Below are 17683 nucleotides of genomic sequence, written 5' to 3'. Positions count from 1 at the left end.
TGTCGACGCTGACCGCCCACCCGGACTATTCGTGATTTCCCTCGAGCTGCTGGCGCAGGGCTTCGACCATCGCCACCAGCGCCGGACCGATTTCAGCATGCGCGCGTTGCTCGGTGATGATCTCGCCGATGCCGCCACAGGTGATGGCGACAAGCGGCGAGCCATCGCGCGGGCGAAACGGCACGCCGACCGCGTGAATGTAGCTGTGCCAGGCGCCGAACGACGTCACATAGCCAAGCCGTGCGTATTGGGCGATGGCATCCTCGACAGCCGCAACGATCATCGCTGCCTTGTCGGGCTCCGCTTCCTGCAGCCTTTGCACGAGATTTGTGCGTTCCTCCTGTGAAAGTCCCGCCGCATAGGCCAGCCCCATCGACGTTTTCCAGATCGGCAAATAGGAGCCCGGATTGAGCCGCAGCGTGACAAGGCTCTCCGACCGGCAATTGGCGAGATAGACCATGTTGAGGCTGTCGCGTGTGCCGATCGCCACCGCCGCTCCGGTCAGGTCGGCCAGCGGCTGCATCAGCGGCCGGGCAATGTGGACGACGGCACTGGAGCTCAGCGCCGAATAGCCGAGCGCCACGGTCGCTGGTCCCAGGCTGTAGCGGCCGAGGTCCTTGTCGTAGAGGAGGTAACCGAGCGCGCTCAGCGTATAGGTGATGCGCGAAACCGTGGCCTTGGGCAGGCCGGTGCGCGCGATGATGTCCTGATTTCCGAGCGAGATGTCACCCGGCCGGAAGGCACGCAGGATGCCGAGCCCGCGCACCAGCGAGGACGAAAGCTGTGCGCCTTCGCCGTCAAGCTCCGTCTCGTCCCTGGTCGCTCGCTTGCGCACGCTGGCGGTCTTTCTGGCGGAGTGTCCACCTGTCGGGCCGGTCTCGCCGGCGCGGTACGGTCAAAAATGAAATTAAATTCCATTTATATTGACAGCGCCTTTTGCAGCCTGTCAATATGTCCCCTCGATGGCATCTTCCAGCGCCTTGTGCCATCTTACGAAGCCCGTCCTTGTGAAGGTAGCCACGTGTCCCGCTATATTTTGCGCCGGCTTATCGCCATGCCGTTCCTGGTGCTAGGCATCGTCACCATCGCTTTCCTGATCACCACGGTGACCAAGGGCGATCCGCTGACCGCGATCGTCGCCGAGCAGCAGATGAGCAACCCCGAAGTGGTCGCCGCCGCCAAGGCCCGCTGGGGTTTGGATCGTCCGCTGCCGGAGCGCTATATGATATATCTCGGCAATCTGCTGAGCGGCGACCTCGGCACGTCGTTCATCACCAAGCGCAATGTCGGCACCGACATCCTCTATCGCTTGCCGGCAACGCTCGAACTGGTTTTTGCAGCGATGATCTTCGGCACCACGCTTGGCATCGTGCTTGGCGTGTTGGCCGCCTATTTCCGCAACAGCCTGATCGATCACGGCGCGCGGCTGTTTGCCTTGTTCGGCTCGTCGCTGCCGGTGTTCTGGTCGGGGCTCGGCCTGCTGTTCATCTTCTCGGTCATGCTGCACTGGCTTCCGGGGCCGGGCAGGGTCGATGCTCGCCTGGCACTGCCACCCGGCATTACCGGTTTCCTCACCATCGATTCGCTGTTGGCCGGCAATCTCACCGTTTTCACGGACGCGTTGTGGCATCTGCTGCTGCCGGCCTTCGTGCTTGGCTGGACGGTTTCGGGAACCATATCGCGGTTGGTCCGCGCCAACATGCTTGATGTGATGAGCCGCGAATTCGTTCTCACCGCGCGTGCCAAGGGTGCGAGCGAATTCCGCGTCGTCATCGTGCATGCGCTGCGCAACACCATGGTGCCGACCTTGACCGTCATCGGCTATTCCTTCGCCTATCTGATCACCGGCGCGGTGCTGACCGAGACTATCTTCTCCTGGCCGGGCATGGGCTCCTATGCCGTCGAGGCGGCGCGCGCGCTCGATTTCCCGGCGATCATCGGCGTCACCATCGTCGGCGGCCTGGCCTTCCTGGTCACCAACCTGATCACCGACATTCTCTATGTCGTGGCCAATCCGCGCGTGCGGTTGAGCTGATGTCGGCCGTCGTCACCAAATCCCGTTCCGCCGCCATCCCCGAATGGCTAACCGCGCCGCTCGTCATCGGCACGGTCGTCATCCTGTTCTGGCTGTTCATGACCGTGTTCGCCAATCTGGTGGTGCAGTTCGATCCGCTCGAAATGGTCGCACGTCGCCTGCAGCCGCCGAGCTGGGCGCACTGGCTGGGCACCGATGCGCTTGGCCGCGATGTGCTGGCCCGCACCTTGCACGGCGCGGCGCATTCGCTGCCGATCGCGGTTCTGGTCGTCGTCTCGGCTGTTATCATCGGTTCGCTGCTCGGCGCGATTTCCGGCTTTGTCGGCGGCCTGACGGGTGCGGCGATCATGCGTCTGGTCGACATCACGCTCTCCTTCCCACCGATGCTGCTCGCCATGGCTGTCGCCGCTTCGCTCGGGCCAGGCCTCGGCAATGCTGCCATCGCCATGGTGCTGGTCTGGTGGCCGGTCTACGCCCGCCTGATGCGCGCGCAGGTGCTGGAGGTGAAGGAGCGCGAACATGTCGAAGCGGCGATCGCCGCCGGCGCCAGGCCACGTCGCGTCCTGTTCACACACATATTGCCGCTCTGCTGGACCCCGGTGCTGATCAGCGCCACCATGGATCTCGGCCAGGTCGTGCTGCTGGCCGCATCGCTCAGCTTCATCGGCCTTGGCGCCACGCCGCCGACGCCCGAATGGGGATCGATGATCTCCGACGGCGCCGTGCATTTCTATCAGTGGTGGATCGCCTTCGGCCCCGGCGTCGCCATCCTCACCATCGTGCTCGGCTTCAACTTCATCGGCGACGGCCTGCGCGACATTCTCGATCCAAGGTCGGACTGAACTATGAGCGCACAGGTATTTTCCATGCGCACCGGCTTAGCCGACAAGGCAGCCGAACGCGAACCGCTGCTGTCCATACGCGGCCTGCGGGTCGGGTTCCGCAAGGCCGGCAGCCAATTCGAGGCGGTGCGTGGCATCGACCTCGACGTCGCCAAGGGCGAGGTGGTCGGTATCGTCGGTGAATCCGGATCGGGCAAGTCGGTCGGCATGCTTGCCGCTCTCGGCCTGACCTCGAAGAATGCGGTTGTCACTGGCTCGGTGCGGTTCAAGGGCGAGGAACTGGTCGGCAAGCCGGCGCGCGAAATGCGCAAGATCAGGGGCGCGCGCATCGCCATGATCTTTCAGGATCCGCTGTCCTCACTGAACCCGGTAATGACCGTCGGCGCCCAGATTGCCGAAGCTGTCCGGCTGCATCAGCGCGTGACCCGCAAGCAGGCCATGGCGCGCGCGGTCGAACTGCTCAACCTGGTGTCGATCCCGCAGCCGGAGCGTCGGGCCAGCCAGTACCCGCACGAATTCTCCGGCGGCATGCGCCAGCGCGCGGTGATCGCCATGGCCGTCGCCAACGATCCCGATTTGCTGATCGCCGACGAGCCGACCACGGCGCTCGACGTGACGGTACAGGCGCAGATCCTCACCGTGCTGCGCTCGCTGCAGGAGCGGCTCGGCCTCGGCCTGGTGCTGATCACCCATGATCTCGGCGTCGTCGCCGGCCATGCCGACCGCGTCGCGGTCGTCTATTCCGGCCGTGTGGTCGAGCAGGCTGATGTCTCGCAACTGTTCGCCGATCCGCGCCATCCCTATACGCGCGGGCTCATTGCCTCGATCCCCAATCTCGAGGAAAGCCGCGACCGGCTGTTCTCGATCGACGGCTCGCCGCCGGCGCTCGGCCGCTTGCCGGGCGGCTGCGCCTTCCATCCGCGCTGCATCCATGCCGAGGCGCGCTGCCGGGTTGAAGACCCGCCGCTGCATGACATCGGTGGTGGCCGGTTTTCGGCCTGCCATTTCGCGACGACCTTGCCGCCCTTCCACAGCGCTGCGCTGGCAGCGGCAAGCCTTGAGACTGGAAGCCTGATCCCATGAGCGTAGCGGAGCAAACTCAAGCCGAAACCAGGCCGCAAGCGGCACTGTCGGTGCGTCATCTGGTGAAGGATTTCCCGGTTCGCGGCGGTCTGGTCTTCGACCGCGCGGTCGCCCACGTGCGCGCTGTCGCCGATGTCTCCTTCGACGTCGCACCCGGCGAAACATTGGGCCTGGTCGGTGAATCCGGTTGCGGCAAGTCGACCCTCGGACGCTGCCTGATGCGGCTGATCGAGCCGACCAGCGGCGAAAGCTGGTTCCGCGGCCAGAACCTGCTCGCGCTCAACCACGAAGACATGCGCCTGATGCGGCGCTACATCCAGCTCGTCTTCCAGGACCCTTACGGGTCGCTGCATCCGCGCATGCGCATCGCCGACAACATCGCCGAGCCGCTGCGCATGAGCGACATGTCGAAGGCGGACCGTCGCACGCGCGTCGCCGAGCTGCTCGAACTGGTGCGGCTCAATCCCGAGCATGGCAAGCGCTACCCGCACGAGCTGTCCGGAGGCCAGCGCCAACGGGTCGTCATCGCCCGCGCGCTGGCGCTCAACCCTCAAGTGGTGATCCTCGACGAGCCGGTCTCTGCGCTCGACGTCTCGGTGCAGGCCGGCGTGCTGAACCTGCTCAAGGACATCCAGCAGTCCTTCGGCACCTCCTATCTGTTCATCGCCCATGATCTCTCCGTCGTGCGCCACATCTCGCATCAGGTCGCGGTGATGTATCTCGGCAAGATCGTCGAGATCGCACCGGCGGCCGAGCTCTATTCAAGGGCGCTGCACCCCTACACCCAGGCACTTCTGTCGGCGGTGCCGCTCGCCAATCCCGAGAAGGAACGCAAGCGCGAGCGCATCGTGCTGACCGGCGACGTGCCGAGCCCGCTCAATCCGCCCTCCGGCTGCCGCTTCCGCACGCGCTGCTTCAAGGCACAGGCCATTTGTGCCTCGGTCGAGCCGCCGCTCGATCCGGCAGGTGGTACGCATCGGGTCGCCTGTCATTTCCCGGAGCCCGTCAACACCTTCAGGACCGTCTGACAGGTCGGCGAGGCCGGCACCGATTTTACCCGCGAAGGATTGCGATGTGACTGAAGCCCAGACCAATGATGCCAGCTCGGCGGGCCGTGCACGGCTGCCGCTCGAGGGCATCAAGGTTCTCGATCTCTCGCGCGTGCTCGCCGGTCCTTGGGCGACGATGAGCCTCGCCGATCTCGGCGCCGAAGTCTGGAAGATCGAGAACATCGATGGCGGCGACGACACCCGCGCCTGGTCGGTGCCAAGCTATAAGGGAGTCTCGACCTACTATCTCTGTGCCAATCGCGGCAAGCAGAGCATCGCGCTCGACATGAAGAGCCCGCAGGGCCTGGCGATTGTGCGCGAACTGGCGGCCAAGGCCGACATTGTCGTCGAGAATTTCCGTTCCGGCACCGCCGACCGCCTCGGCGTCGGCTACAAGGAACTCAGCGCTTCCAACCCACGGCTGATCTACTGCTCGATCTCCGGCTACGGCCAGACCGGCCCAGACGCCGGCCGGCCCGGCTATGATTTCGTCATGCAGGCTGAGAGCGGCCTGATGGCGATCACTGGCGAGAGCGACGGCGAGCCGATGCGTGTCGGCGTCGCCATCACTGACGTGGTCTGCGGCATGGTCGCGACGCAGTCGATCCTGGCAGCGCTTTACGAGCGCACGACGACGGGCAAGGGCCAGTTCCTCGACCTGTCGCTGATCGACTGTGCGCTCAGCCTTTTGATCAATGTCGGCAGCGGCTATCTCAACACCGGCCTTGAGGTCGCTCGCTACGGCAACGCCCATCCGACGGTCGTTCCATACCAGATTTTCGAAGCCTCCGACGGCGGCTTCGCATTGGCGGTCGGCAATGATCGCCAGTTCGCGGCGCTGTGCGAGCAGGTTGTCAATCTGCCGCATCTGGCGAAGGACCAGCGTTTCATCAGGGCAGGCGCTCGCGCCACCAATCGCGAGGCGTTGATCCCGCAACTCACCGCCGTCTTCCGGACCAAACCACGCTCCCATTGGATGGCGGCCTGCGCCGCGGCCAGCGTGCCGGCAGGCACCGTGAAGTCGATACCGGAAGTCTTCGACAGCCCCAATGTGCGCGAGCGCGGCCTGATCCAGACCTTGCCGCATCCGCATCTCGGTTCCGTCGCCATGGTGCGCCCGGCGCAAGGGTTGGCCGCGCAACTGACCGCCGGCTTCACGGCGCCGCCGATGCTCGGCCAGGACACGGCGTCTGTCTTGACCGACATCCTCGGCTACAGCCCCGAGACCATCGACCAGTTGATCGGCACCGGCGCCATTGGCGTTTACACGCCTGCCGCCGAGCCTGTTCCCGCCTGACCTTTCACGGAGCCTGCAATGTATCCCGACGTTCACCTGCATATTGATGGCTCATGGCGCCCCGCGCGGGCTGGACGCACTCTGCCAATCGTCAATCCGGCGACCGAAGCCGAGCTTGGATCGCTTGCCCATGCCGGCATCGACGATCTCGACGAGGCATTGGCTGCGGCGGCGAAGGGTTTTGAAACCTGGCGTCGAGTGTCGCCCTTCGATCGCTCCAAGCTGATGCGCAGGGCCGCCAACCTCCTGCGCGAACGCAACGAGCATATCGCGACGCTGATGACGCTGGAGCAGGGAAAACCGGTCGCCGAATCGCGCATGGAGGCCTTTGCCGCCGCCGACATCATCGACTGGTTCGCCGAGGAAGCGCGCCGCAGCTACGGCCGCATCGTGCCGGCACGACTCGAGGGCGTCAGCCAGTCGGTGGTCAAGGAACCGGTCGGCCCGGTCGCCGCCTTCACGCCATGGAATTTCCCGCTCAACCAGGCGGTACGCAAATTGTCGGCAGCACTTGCCGCCGGCTGCTCTATCATCATCAAGGGACCGGAAGAAACACCGGCCTCACCCGCTGAACTGGTGCGTGCCTTCATCGATGCCGGCCTGCCCAATGGCGTCTTGAACCTGGTCTACGGCACGCCGTCGGAAATCTCGGCCTATCTCATTCCGCATCCGGTCATCCGCAAGATCTCCTTCACGGGCTCGACCCCGGTCGGCAAGCAACTGGCATCGCTCGCCGGCCTGCACATGAAGCGGGCAACAATGGAACTTGGCGGCCATGCGCCGGTCATCGTCCTGCCCGATGCAGATCTCGACCGCGCCGCACGTTCGATGGTGGCGTCGAAATTCCGCAATGCCGGCCAGATCTGCGTCGCGCCGACACGCTTCCTCGTTGATCATGCTGTCTACGACGATTTCGTCGGCCGCTTCGCCGAAGCGACCCGCCAGATCAAGGTCGGCGATGGCATGGCCGAGGGCACGACCATGGGCCCGCTCGCCAATCCGCGCCGGGTACAGGCGATGGAGGAGCTGGTCCACGAAGCGGTCCAGAAAGGCGCCGAACTCGTCACCGGCGGCAAGCGTATCGGCAATTCCGGCTATTTCTTCGAGCCGACCATCCTGTCTGGCGTCGGCACCGATGCCCGTGCCATGAACGAGGAGCCATTCGGCCCGCTGGCATTGATGACGCCGGTGAATGGTCTCGACGAGGCGCTCACTGAGGCCAACCGGCTGAACTACGGGCTCGCTGCCTACGGCTTCACCCGCTCGGCGGCCAGTGCCGCAAAAATGTCGTCGGGCATTGCAAGCGGCATGGTGTCGATCAACCATTATGGCCTGGCGCTGCCGGAGGTGCCGTTCGGCGGCATCAACGATTCCGGCAATGGCACCGAAGGCGGCGCCGACGCGCTGGAAAGCTACCTCAACTCGAAGTTCGTCTCGCATCTGCAGGTCGACTGACGGGCCATTTCAGCTGGCCGCCAGCTACTTCTGCTGGCCGTAAGTCTTGTAGCGCCCACGAATGGCGGCGAGCTCGGTGCCCTCGATCAGCACCGGTGTTCCGGCGCTGCGCGCCAAGAGATATTGCCGGGCCAGGGTTTCGAGCTTGATGGTGCGGATGAGCGCCGTGTCGAGATCGCCGCCGAAGGCGATCATGCCGTGATTGGCGAGCAGGCAGGCGGTACGGTCCTTGAGCGCCACCACCGCCACCTTGGCAAGTTCGCTCGACGCGAACAAGGCATAGTCCGAACAACGCACATCGTCGCCGCCAAATCCTGCCACCATGTAGTGGAACAGTGGCAATCCTTCGCGCAGGCAGGACAGCGCCACGCAGTGGTCGGGATGGGCATGCACCACGGCGCCGGCCTCAGGAAAGGCCTTGTAGATCTCGGCATGCATTTCCCATTCGCTCGACGGCTTGAAGGCGCCGTCCCAGGCTCCATCGAGCTGCATGGCCACCATCTGTTCCGGCCGCAGAGCGCTCGTGGCTATTCCTGTCGGCGTGATCAGCATGCCCTCTGCCGTGCGCACACTGATATTGCCTGTCGTGCCGACATTCATGCCGCTGGCGTCCAGCGTCTCGGTCGCGGTGATCAGACGGGTGCGTGCGGTATCCATTAAAATGCTTTCCTTGGGGTTGGCCCTGTGGTGGCCTTTGCCGGCGGCCATGTGTCGATTGCCGGCGCGATGGTGGTTGCCCGCGTCATGTCTTGCAGAACCTCGGCGAAGATATCGGGGCCGCCCAGCTTTCCGGATTTGAGCATCAGCGCCAGCGGCTCATCGGGCAGGCCGGGCAGGTCGGCAATGGCCCGCGACAGGCCGGGGCCTTCATAGGCGCCCATGGCGATCCTTGTGATGCCGAGCGCCTTGACCACCGAACCGGCTGTCTCGCCGCCGGCGACAACCAGCCGCCGCACACCGAAATCGCGCACCAGGATTTGCGCTATTCCGGCCAGTATCTCTTCCGCCTTTGCCGCCACGACGTCACGGCCATGCGCCCGCTGCAGCGCCTCGACCGTTGCCTGCGGTGCGGTGGTGGCGATCGCGATCATCGCGTGTGGCAAATGCTGCTCGGCAAAGGCTCGTGCTTGCGCCATGACATCGGCACCAGCGAAGGCACTGGTGAGGTCGATGGTCAACAGCGGATTGTCTTGCGCGAAGCGGTCGAGCTGTTCGATGGTGCGGTCGGCGACGCTGCCGGCCAGTACCGCTGCCGGACCGCTCACAGCCGGCAGGCTGGCGGCAACGAGATCATCTGACTTCACCAGCCCATGCGCCAGCCAAGCCGGCGGCAGGTGCGCCACGACTGAGGAGTTGCCTGTCATCAGCGGAAGGTCGAAGGCCGCTTCCGCGATCGCCGCCAGATCACGCTCGCGGAGCGTATCCGTGACAAGCAGCGTCTCGCCGCGCGCACTTTTTTCCCGCACGGCGGCGCGGATCGCGTCCGGGCCGGCATCGATGGTAAGCCAGGGCATCAGTCCGGCCTTGCTCTTGCTCTGCGCTTGCAGCACACGGACCAGGTTGGAATCGGTCATCGGCGTCAGCGGATCGAACCGCTTGGGCGATTCGCCCAGCAATTGCGAACCACCGAACATGTGCCCGAGATAAACGGTGCGGCCAGTCTCGCACAGCGCCGGCGTGAACAGCGTGACACCGCCGCCAAGCCGATCGAGCAGCGCTTCCGCGCATGGGCCGATATTACCAGCCGGTGTGGAATCGAAAGTGGCGCAATATTTGAAGAAGATCTGCCGCGCGCCCGCTTCGAGCAACCGGTCGGCAGCCTCGAGCACCTGGCGCACCGCGTCGGCAGCGGCAATGACGCGGGTCTTGAGCAGTATCACATGGGCAAGGTTGCCTGACGGGATTGGCGCCTGCAGCCCAACGGTGCAGCCCGTAGATATGCCGCGCGCGACCAGCATTGACGCCAGTTCGGTGCCGCCGGTCAGATCGTCGGCAATGGCGCCGAACAGCAGGGTAGGCGTCGACGCGGTCATACGCTTCGTCTCATTTTTGCGTGTCTCATGTCGATGGTCAGGCCAGCCGTGATATCATATACACAGCCCGCTCGACTCAGGCGACGCCTGCGCCCCGGCAAGGACGGAGACTGGATGTGACTGCTTCCATCGCGCCGATCGCGCGCGACAATCTGACGACCCGCGTCTACGAAGAGCTGCGCCGCGCCATGATGGAAGGCCGATTCTGGCCGGGCCATCGCTTCAAGATCCGTGACCTCGCTGCCAGCCTCGAGGTGTCCGAAACGCCGGTGCGCGAGGCGCTGATGCAGCTGGTGCGCGAAAAGGGCCTGGAGATGGAAGCGGGCCGCTCGATTACCGTCGCCCAGCTGTCGCTCGCCCAGTATCTCGAACTCCGCAGCATCCGTCTTCATCTCGAAGGCATGGCGGGCGCGGCGGCAACGACACGCATCGAGCCGCGCGAGATCGACCGCTTGGCGGCGGTGCATGAAAAGCTGATCGCCGACGAGGACAATGGCCGCTGGTTCGAAGCCGTTCGCGACAATTGGGAATTCCACCACTCGATCTACCAGGCAGCGGGCATGCCCGAACTGCTCGCCATCATCGAGGGCATCTGGCTGCGCAACGGTCCGCTGGTCAACTATCAATACCCGAACGCCAGACCGACCTATGACGGCCGCCACCGGCATCTCGACATCCTCGACGCGCTGCGCGCGCGCGACGAGAACGGCGTGCGCAAGAGTATCCAGCAGGACATGATCGAAGGCGGCCGCCTGCTGGTCAAGGTGCTTGAGCGGCTGAACGACGGTTCGGTCACCTCGGAGGAATTGCGCCGCGCGGCGCAGAATGGCCGCCTGGTCTCGGCGGCCAGCTAAGCGATCTTTTCTCCTCAAACGCACAGGCGCTGGCTCACGCCACCTGAGCTGCCGCGGCCATGCCGGCATCGGCGGCCTGAAGCGCCAAGTCTACGTCCTTCGCCGTGTGCGCGGCGCTCAGGAACATGTTGTGCCGGGGGTGGAAATACGCGCCCTCACGCAAGGCGGCCGAACAGAAGGCGTCGGCTTTCCTGAACTCGGCATCGCCGTCGAACAGCACCATCGGCATCGACACCGGGCCGGTCTGGCGAAGCGAAAGGCCATGCTTCTTCGCGGCCGCGTCGAGGCCCGTCCGCAACCTCTCACCGGCGGCATTCATGCTGGCGATCGCGTTGGTGTCGCGCAGCGTCTTGATGGTGGCGATCGCTGCGGCCATGGCAACGGCGCCATACCAGAACGAGCCTGTCACATAGACCTTGGTAGCGGCTTCGCGGAACCGATCCGTGCCGGTGATGGCGGCAAGCGGATAGCCATTGGCGATCGCCTTGGAGAAGGCGGAAAGATCAGGCCGCACGCCGAGCGGCTCCCAGCTGCCGCCGAGGTCGATGCGGAAGCCCGCCCGCACATCGTCGACGATCAGCGCCGCGTCGGCGGCAGTGGTGAGCTCGCGCGCCCTTTTGGCAAAAGCGGCGGTAGGCAGTTCCTGGTCGCGGGCGATGTCGTGCCGGAAGGCGGTGACGACGACAGCGGCAAGATCGTTGCCGGCCTGCTCGACGGCCGTCTCCAGGCTGGCGACGTCATTGTAGTCGAAATGGATCAGATGGGCGCGATCCTCGGCGGTGACGCCGGCGAGCGAAGGCGTGCACCACGGCACCGCACCATGATAGGAGCCGCGCGCCACCAGCACCTTGCGCCGGCCGGTGCCGGCGCGCGCGATGGTCACGCAGGCCGTGGTGGCGTCGGTGCCATTCTTCTGCAGCATCGCCCAGTCGGCATGCGCCACGGTTTTCACCAGCAGCTCCGCCAGTTCGACCAGCACTTCACCCGGGCCGTTCATGGCATCACCAAGGCTGCGCTGCCGCGCCGCCGCTTCCTCGACCGCCTTGTGGTGATGACCGAGGATGTTCGGCCCCCAGCTGCACATCAGGTCGATATATTCGCGCCCGTCGACATCCCAGACCCGGCAGCCATCGGCGCGCTCGAAGAATTGCGGATAGGCAGAGCCGAGATAGCGGGTTGCCATATGGCCCCACATGCCGCCCGGAATGACCGCGGCCGCGCGCTCGCGCAGCAATTGGTCCTTGGAGTTGATCAGGGTGGGCATGGCGAAGCCTCCGCACATTGATATATCATATACTGATTTTGAGTGCTGGAAGAACGGGATTTTCCGACCTTCCACAGTGGGAGGACGGGGAGGCGGCTTTCCGCCTCCTCGTCCTCTGTTTGCTCAGTGGCTCAGTTCCGCCAGCGGCAGGTTGCAGCAGGCGCTGTAACGCACGCCCTTGACGTCGGATTTGTAGGCCAGGATCAGGTTCGGGCTGACCAGAGGCAGGATGATCCTGTCCTTGATCATTTCCTCGCCAGCCTGGTGCCAGAGCTTGGCGGCTTCGTCGCCGCTCGCGGCCAGCGCTGCCTTGTAGATATCCGCTTCCTTCGGGTTGATCACCGATGGGTCACGTTCCGCGCCGGCGCGCCGCGACCATGGGGTGCCCTTGGTCATGGCGAAATAATCGACGTACTGCGATGTGCCGTAATAGTCCGGCGCGTAGAACACGGCGGTCATCGGGATGCCGTCGCCATTGACGCGCTCGCGCCAGTTGGCAAAGGGGATCGGCTGCAGGTCGAGCTTGATGTTGACCTTGGCCAGATCCTGCTGGACCTTCTGCATCAGCAGCGAGAGATCGACGCCGTAGACGTTCATGCCCGGGAAGGCCGCTTCCATCTCGAAACCGTCGGCATGGCCAGCCTTGGCCAGCAGCGCCTTCGCCTTGTCGAGGTCGTAGGGCTGCGCCTCGAAGCCCGAGCCGCCGGGGAAGCCGAGCGGGATCGGCGCGCTGATCAGTTGGCCCTCGGAGCCGATGGTGAAGTCGAGGATGCTGGGGCGGTCAAGCGCAAGCGAGATCGCCTCGCGCACGTCGGGCGTCAGCGGCACCTTGTTGGCTTTGGCGCCGGGCGACAGGGCCACATAGATGAAGTTGTAGGACGGCACCGTCTCGATCTTCACGTCGCTGCCGGTCATCGTCTTGGCGGTGTCCGGGTCGATTTGCATGGCAATGTCGGCGGTGCCGCTCTGCAGCATCTGCGCCTGCGCCACCGCGTCCTTGGTCTGGCGGATGACGATTTCGCTCAGCGCCGGCGCGGTGCGCCAGTACTTGTCGTTGCGCACCAGGCGAACTTCCGAATTCGGCTCATAGGATTTGAGTACGAACGGTGCGCTGCCGGCCGAATGGGCCAGGAACCAGGCTTCGGCATTGTCCGTGGTCGAGGCATCCGCTCCGGCCTTGGCGCCGGCTTCGGAAGCGACCTTGCTGTTGACGACGGCCGTATAGGGCGCGGCCGCGATGTTGAGGAATTCGGAGCTCGGCGCCACCATCTTGACGACAACCGTATGCGCGTCCGGGGTCTCGATCGAGGCGACATTGTCCATCAGGAATGAAGCGCTGCCCTTGAGGTTCTTCAGCCGTTCCCACGACCATTTCACGTCCTTGGCTTCGACCGGAGAGCCGTCCGAGAATTTCGCGGCCGGGTCGAGCGTGAAGGTGAAGCTGGTCTGGTCGGCATTGCCTTCCCACTTGGAAGCCAGCAGCGGGATCAGCTTGTTGTCCTTGTCCAGCGTCAGCAGCGATTCATAGACGCTGGAATTGTAGATCTGGCAGGTGTCGCAGAAGGCGCGGTGCGGATCGAGCGAGTTGAGGTCGATGTTGCGCGCGATGACCAGCGGCTTCTCGTCCTGCGCAAAGGTCGACGGCGCCCAAAAGGCGCTGGTAGCCATAAGCACGGCAGCCAGCATTGTCGCCCTGGTCTTTGTTCTCGGTAGGATATTCATTTCAGTTCTCCCATTTTCTTGTCGGATCGTTGTGGCAATGCGTTCGCTCTACCCGCTCACGCCAGTGAGGGATAAAAGCGCGGCCTTGAGCTTATCGGCGCCGCCCAGTGCGGCACGGTTGAGCGGGGCCGATACGACGGGAGCCGAGAGGCTTCCCGTCACATGCAGGATTTCGTGATCGAGATAGTCGAACACGCGGTCCTGAATCTCCTGTGTCAGTCGTCCGCCAAGCGACAGCCCACGCTGAACCTGCTCGACGATGGCGACGCGGTTGGTCTTGCGAATCGAGGCCTCGACCAGCTTCCAGTCGAGCCCGGTCGGGTCGAGACTGCGCAAATCGATGATCTCGGCATCGACGCCGGTCTCTTCGGCCACTTGGCAGGCGACGGACACCATGCTGGCGCTGGTCAGCAGCGTGCAGGCGCTGCCCGGCCTGACGATTTTCGCCTTGCCCAGCCGCACGCAATAGTCGCGGTCGTCGGTCGGAACCGGGCCTTCGCTAGGGAACAGTTCGACATGCTCGATGATGACGACGGGGTCGTCGCATTTCAGCGCCGAATTCATCAGCCCGACATAGTCGAAGGGCGTCGTCGGCGCGACGATGCGCCAGCCGGGGTAAAGTGCGAACAGTCCGGATGGATCGCCCGAATGCTGCGAGCCGTAGCCGGTGTGCGGCGAGACGCGCACCCGCACCACGATCGGCACCGGAAAGCCGCCGCCGAACATGTGGCGCACCTTGCTGACCGCGTTGAACAGCTGGTCGGCGGCGACCAGGCAGAAATCGCCGAACATGATCTCGACAATCGGCCGCAAGCCGCACAGGGCCGCACCCAGCGCCACGCCGACAAAACCATTTTCGGCGATCGGCATGGCCAGCACGCGCTCCGGCCACCGCTCCAGCGCGCCCTTGGTGGCGCCCGAGACGCCGCCGCGCAGCCGATGCACATCCTCGCCCATGATGATGATACGCGGGTCCTGTTCCATGGCGCGCGCGATGACTTCCGATGCGGCAACCATGAACTTGACCGGCCTGGTCTCGGCCGGCGGCACGTCCTCGATTTCAAGGAAGCGCTCGTCCTTTAGTTCTGACAGGTCACCGCGGATCTGGTTGTCAACTTCTGCCGCGTCCGGCCACAGATGGTCGGGAATGCGCAGCGCATTGCCGCTCATCTCGGTCAGCGAGTCGGCGGCGTTGTTGACCACATCCATGACGCGCTGATCCAGCGTGGCGAGATCGGCGGCATCGAGGACGCCCATCGTCTTCAGCCGCGCCGCCATCGTCGTCAGCGGATCGCGTGCCTTCCAGGCGTCTTCTTCGGCGCGCGTGCGATAGCCGAACTCGCTGCCCGGCCGCGCGCCGCTCTGGTGCAGGAAGCGGTAGCAGAGCGCCTCGATCAGAACCGGGCCGCCATCCTCCTCGATCGTCCGGCGCGCCTCGCGCATGGCGTGATGGACAGCCACCACGTCCATGCCGTCGCATTCGATGCCGCGAAAACCCAGCATCGGACCGCGCGACGCCAGCCGCGTCTCGCGCGTCTGTTCGTTGACATGGGTGGAAACGGCATAAAAATTGTTCTCGGCAAAGAAGATCACCGGCAGCCGGTACAGGGCCGCAATGTTCATCGCTTCATAGGCCGGCCCGGCCATCATCGTGCCGTCGCCGAAGAAGGCGATCGAGATGTTGCCGGTGCCAAGCAGTTTGTCGGCCAATGCATAACCGGCCGCATGCGGCAGGTTGCCGCCGATGATGGCGCTGGTGCCGGGAATGCCGGAGGCGTCGTCGCGCATATGCATCGAGCCGCCACGGCCGCCGCAATAGCCTGCGTTGAGACCCATGATCTCGGCCATCAGCCCGCGCACCGAACCCTGCATGTCCGGATTGAAAGCGTCGTGAAGCGGATCGAAACCGGCTGGTGTTTGCGCGTTGACCAGCTTGGCCAACACCTGGTGATGGGCGCGGTGGGTGCCGTTGATGCGGTCGCCGGTGCCGAGCATCGACATGGCGCCGACCGCAGTCGCCTCCTGTCCGATACTGGCGTGTGCAGGCCCGTGCACCAGACCGGCATTGGCAAGGTCGAGCACCTTCTCCTCGAAACGGCGGATCAGCAGCATCTGGTGATACCAGCGCACGAGGCTCGACACCTCGGCTGCGTTCCAGTCGGAATCATCGACGTCGAGCCGCAACCAGGGCGCGGATGGCTGGATCGATGTCTGCTGGACCATTACCCTTAGTTCCATTCTGGTAGATGATATATCAAATATTTTCTCAGTCGATTGTGTCAGGGGATTTTCTGGACATGACACTGGCTTCCGGGGTTCGCAGGTAAATGGAATTAAATTTCATTTTCCGCACGAAGCCGAGACTAAGCTGGGATGGCGGCGTTCCGCAAGTGGAATTTTGAGACGATCAGCAGGTCATCTGGTCTTGAAACCGAATGCCGGATGAACGTGCACTTTGCCCTTCAACGCGGCGAGCATGTTTGTAACCTCGCCGGACGACGTGCGTCAGATTTCAGGTGCGATCCGGCTATGGTATGATATTATCACACCGATCTGTTAGGAGAAATCATGGCCGCCACCGAAAAACGCACCTTCAGCCTGCCAACGGAACAGGCTGCTTTCATCGACCGTCTCGTTGAATCAGGAACCTATGCGACTAGCAGCGAAGTGATCCGCGCCGGGCTTCGTGCCCTGCAAGAGCGCGACGCGGCTGTAGAGCGCTGGTTGCGCGAGGAAGTCGTGCCGACCTATGACAGATGGAAGGCAGATCCTTCCCAGGTAATCCCAGCCGACAAGGGTTTTGACAGCATCCGCGCCCATCACGCTGCCCGGATCAAGAGGGATATGTGAAGCGCCGGCATGTTGTTCTGTCGCCGGAAGCGTTGGCGGACCTTCGTTGGATATATGATACCATTGCGTCGGCGGCCGGCAACGCCACGGCCATGCGCTATATCGAGCGGATCGAAGTTCATTGCCAGGGGCTTGACCACGCATCGGAGCGCGGAACACGCCGTGACGATCTGCGGCCAGGGCTTCGGGTCATCGGCTTCGAGCGCCGCGTGACGGTGACCTTTACGGTGCAATCCGACCAAGTGGTGATTTTGCGTGTGTTCTATGGCGGCGCCAATTGGGAGAATGAGCTCTAATCTGCAGCCGGAAAGAACGGTAAACCGCTCGGCTGTCCGAACCGCGGCTACCGGTCCGCCCGATGCTGGAAAAACTGCAGGAACAGTTCCCGCTCGGTGGTGATGTCGAGCTTCTCGTAGATGCGCCGGCGATGGTTCTTGACCGTTCCGACGGTGATGCCGAGACGCTCGGCGATGTTGGCTGTCGGGTGACCGGCGAGGATCAGTTGCACCAGTTCCCGTTCGCGCAGCGACAGTTCCGGCCACAGGCTTGCCGGGATCGTCGGCTCCTGCCGGGGCGAGGCGCCGGGGGCGGTTGGCGCCGACGTGCGGGAGAACTCAGCCCCCCGCGCGGTAATATCGAGTGCGTGCAAGGCCTCGAATACCGGCAACCGTTCTTCCAATTGAGCGATCTCGCTGTCCCTGAAGGAAGCGGTCGAGCGGTCGAGGAAGATGCCCAGGCACCAGTCGCCGCCATCGGCCAGCATGATGCCGACCTCGTCACAGATCTCCGACTGCGCCAGGAAGCCGGCTATGTATTGGCCGCGCTTGGCCTCGTCGTCGGCAAGCCGTTTCAGCGGCATGATGCCGAGCCTGCGTTCGCGCCGCCACGAGGCATAGAACGGGTCGAAGACATAATAATTGTCGAGGTAGAGCCGGACCATTTCGTCCGAGAAGCGCCGGTGCTTGACGAATTCCGGCGTCTGCGTCGCCGAATAGCGCGTCACCGTGACGAGGTCATGCTCGATATCCCCGCCGATCAGGTCGATCAGGCAGTCGACATGCCTGTCCGTGCCGGTCGCGGCGATCGCCTTGGCGAGCGGCGCCCAGATAGTGCCCATGCGCATGCCCTCTTCTCGGCGATCCCGGCCTGACCGTCATTGTGTCTTTAGGCATATGGCGCGAAGCCGCCTCTCGAATCTA

The 17683-nt window shown here is 64.1% G+C and carries 16 protein-coding genes; 9 read left to right on the top strand and 7 right to left on the bottom strand.

Features of this window, described 5'->3' with window-relative positions; all coding sequences use genetic code 11:
• Positions 1-25: 25 nt before the first annotated feature.
• Positions 26-835, bottom strand: coding sequence for an IclR family transcriptional regulator (locus EB235_RS01430; protein ID WP_027032728.1), 810 nt, complete (start codon positions 833-835; stop codon positions 26-28).
• Positions 836-1054: 219 nt separating this feature from the next.
• On the opposite strand from EB235_RS01430, the gene EB235_RS01425 reads away from it, so the two are divergent.
• From EB235_RS01425 to EB235_RS01400, 6 genes are read left to right on the top strand one after another with little or no spacing between them, the layout of a single operon-like run.
• Positions 1055-2035: an ABC transporter permease gene (locus EB235_RS01425; RefSeq protein ID WP_432443028.1), complete on the top strand. Its 981-nt coding sequence runs from the start codon at positions 1055-1057 to the stop codon at positions 2033-2035.
• Entirely contained in the window at positions 2035-2877 is an 843-nt protein-coding gene (locus EB235_RS01420; protein WP_080680908.1) for an ABC transporter permease, read from the top strand. Before EB235_RS01425 ends, EB235_RS01420 begins: the two co-directional genes overlap by 1 nt.
• Before the next feature lie 24 nt (positions 2878-2901).
• On the top strand, positions 2902-3960 hold the full coding sequence (locus EB235_RS01415) for an ABC transporter ATP-binding protein (protein WP_051429877.1): 1059 nt from the start codon (positions 2902-2904) through the stop codon (positions 3958-3960).
• A complete protein-coding gene (locus EB235_RS01410) occupies positions 3957-4988 on the top strand; it encodes an ABC transporter ATP-binding protein (RefSeq protein ID WP_051429757.1) in 1032 nt (343 codons plus the stop codon). Before EB235_RS01415 ends, EB235_RS01410 begins: the two co-directional genes overlap by 4 nt.
• A 46-nt stretch (positions 4989-5034) precedes the next feature.
• Positions 5035-6306, top strand: coding sequence for a CaiB/BaiF CoA transferase family protein (locus EB235_RS01405; protein ID WP_027032732.1), 1272 nt, complete (start codon positions 5035-5037; stop codon positions 6304-6306).
• Positions 6307-6324: 18 nt separating this feature from the next.
• Entirely contained in the window at positions 6325-7761 is a 1437-nt protein-coding gene (locus EB235_RS01400; RefSeq protein ID WP_027032733.1) for an NAD-dependent succinate-semialdehyde dehydrogenase, read from the top strand.
• A 24-nt stretch (positions 7762-7785) separates the two neighbouring features.
• Here EB235_RS01400 and EB235_RS01395 read toward each other — a convergent pair whose 3' ends face one another.
• Both EB235_RS01395 and otnK read right to left on the bottom strand, forming a co-directional pair.
• A complete protein-coding gene (locus EB235_RS01395) occupies positions 7786-8418 on the bottom strand; it encodes a class II aldolase/adducin family protein (protein ID WP_032925831.1) in 633 nt (210 codons plus the stop codon).
• The gene (gene otnK / locus EB235_RS01390; RefSeq protein ID WP_051429758.1) at positions 8418-9794 is read right to left on the bottom strand and encodes a 3-oxo-tetronate kinase; all 1377 of its coding nucleotides are present in this window, start codon (positions 9792-9794) and stop codon (positions 8418-8420) included. Before otnK ends, EB235_RS01395 begins: the two co-directional genes overlap by 1 nt.
• A gap of 116 nt (positions 9795-9910) precedes the next feature.
• Between otnK and EB235_RS01385 the strand changes: the two genes are divergently transcribed.
• Positions 9911-10648 carry a GntR family transcriptional regulator gene (locus tag EB235_RS01385; protein WP_027032735.1) on the top strand — a complete coding sequence of 246 codons (738 nt, stop codon included), beginning with the start codon at positions 9911-9913 and terminating at the stop codon, positions 10646-10648.
• A 34-nt stretch (positions 10649-10682) separates the two neighbouring features.
• On the opposite strand, the gene EB235_RS01380 is transcribed toward EB235_RS01385, so the two are convergent.
• From EB235_RS01380 to EB235_RS01370, 3 genes are all read right to left on the bottom strand, one after another.
• Positions 10683-11912 (bottom strand): aminotransferase class III-fold pyridoxal phosphate-dependent enzyme, encoded by a 1230-nt coding sequence (locus EB235_RS01380; RefSeq protein WP_080681073.1) that lies wholly within the window; start codon positions 11910-11912, stop codon positions 10683-10685.
• A 123-nt stretch (positions 11913-12035) separates the two neighbouring features.
• The gene (locus EB235_RS01375) at positions 12036-13598 is read right to left on the bottom strand and encodes an ABC transporter substrate-binding protein (protein WP_027032737.1); all 1563 of its coding nucleotides are present in this window, start codon (positions 13596-13598) and stop codon (positions 12036-12038) included.
• An 84-nt stretch (positions 13599-13682) separates the two neighbouring features.
• Entirely contained in the window at positions 13683-15857 is a 2175-nt protein-coding gene (locus tag EB235_RS01370; protein WP_027032738.1) for an alpha-ketoacid dehydrogenase subunit alpha/beta, read from the bottom strand.
• A gap of 345 nt (positions 15858-16202) precedes the next feature.
• Between EB235_RS01370 and EB235_RS01365 the strand changes: the two genes are divergently transcribed.
• Entirely contained in the window at positions 16203-16484 is a 282-nt protein-coding gene (locus EB235_RS01365; protein WP_027032739.1) for a type II toxin-antitoxin system ParD family antitoxin, read from the top strand.
• Positions 16481-16780, top strand: a complete 300-nt coding sequence (locus tag EB235_RS01360) for a type II toxin-antitoxin system RelE/ParE family toxin (RefSeq protein ID WP_027032740.1) — start codon at positions 16481-16483, stop codon at positions 16778-16780. The genes EB235_RS01365 and EB235_RS01360 overlap by 4 nt, the downstream gene beginning before the upstream one ends.
• Positions 16781-16827: 47 nt before the next feature.
• On the opposite strand, the gene EB235_RS01355 is transcribed toward EB235_RS01360, so the two are convergent.
• Positions 16828-17607: a helix-turn-helix transcriptional regulator gene (locus EB235_RS01355; RefSeq protein ID WP_027032741.1), complete on the bottom strand. Its 780-nt coding sequence runs from the start codon at positions 17605-17607 to the stop codon at positions 16828-16830.
• Between the last annotated feature and the right edge of the window lie 76 nt (positions 17608-17683).

It is taken from the genome of Mesorhizobium loti R88b, from assembly GCF_013170845.1.
Taxonomy (GTDB): Bacteria; Pseudomonadota; Alphaproteobacteria; order Rhizobiales; family Rhizobiaceae; genus Mesorhizobium; species Mesorhizobium loti_B.
The sequence above is the reverse complement of the archived record's forward strand: the minus strand, read 5'-3'. Positions and strand labels throughout refer to the sequence as shown.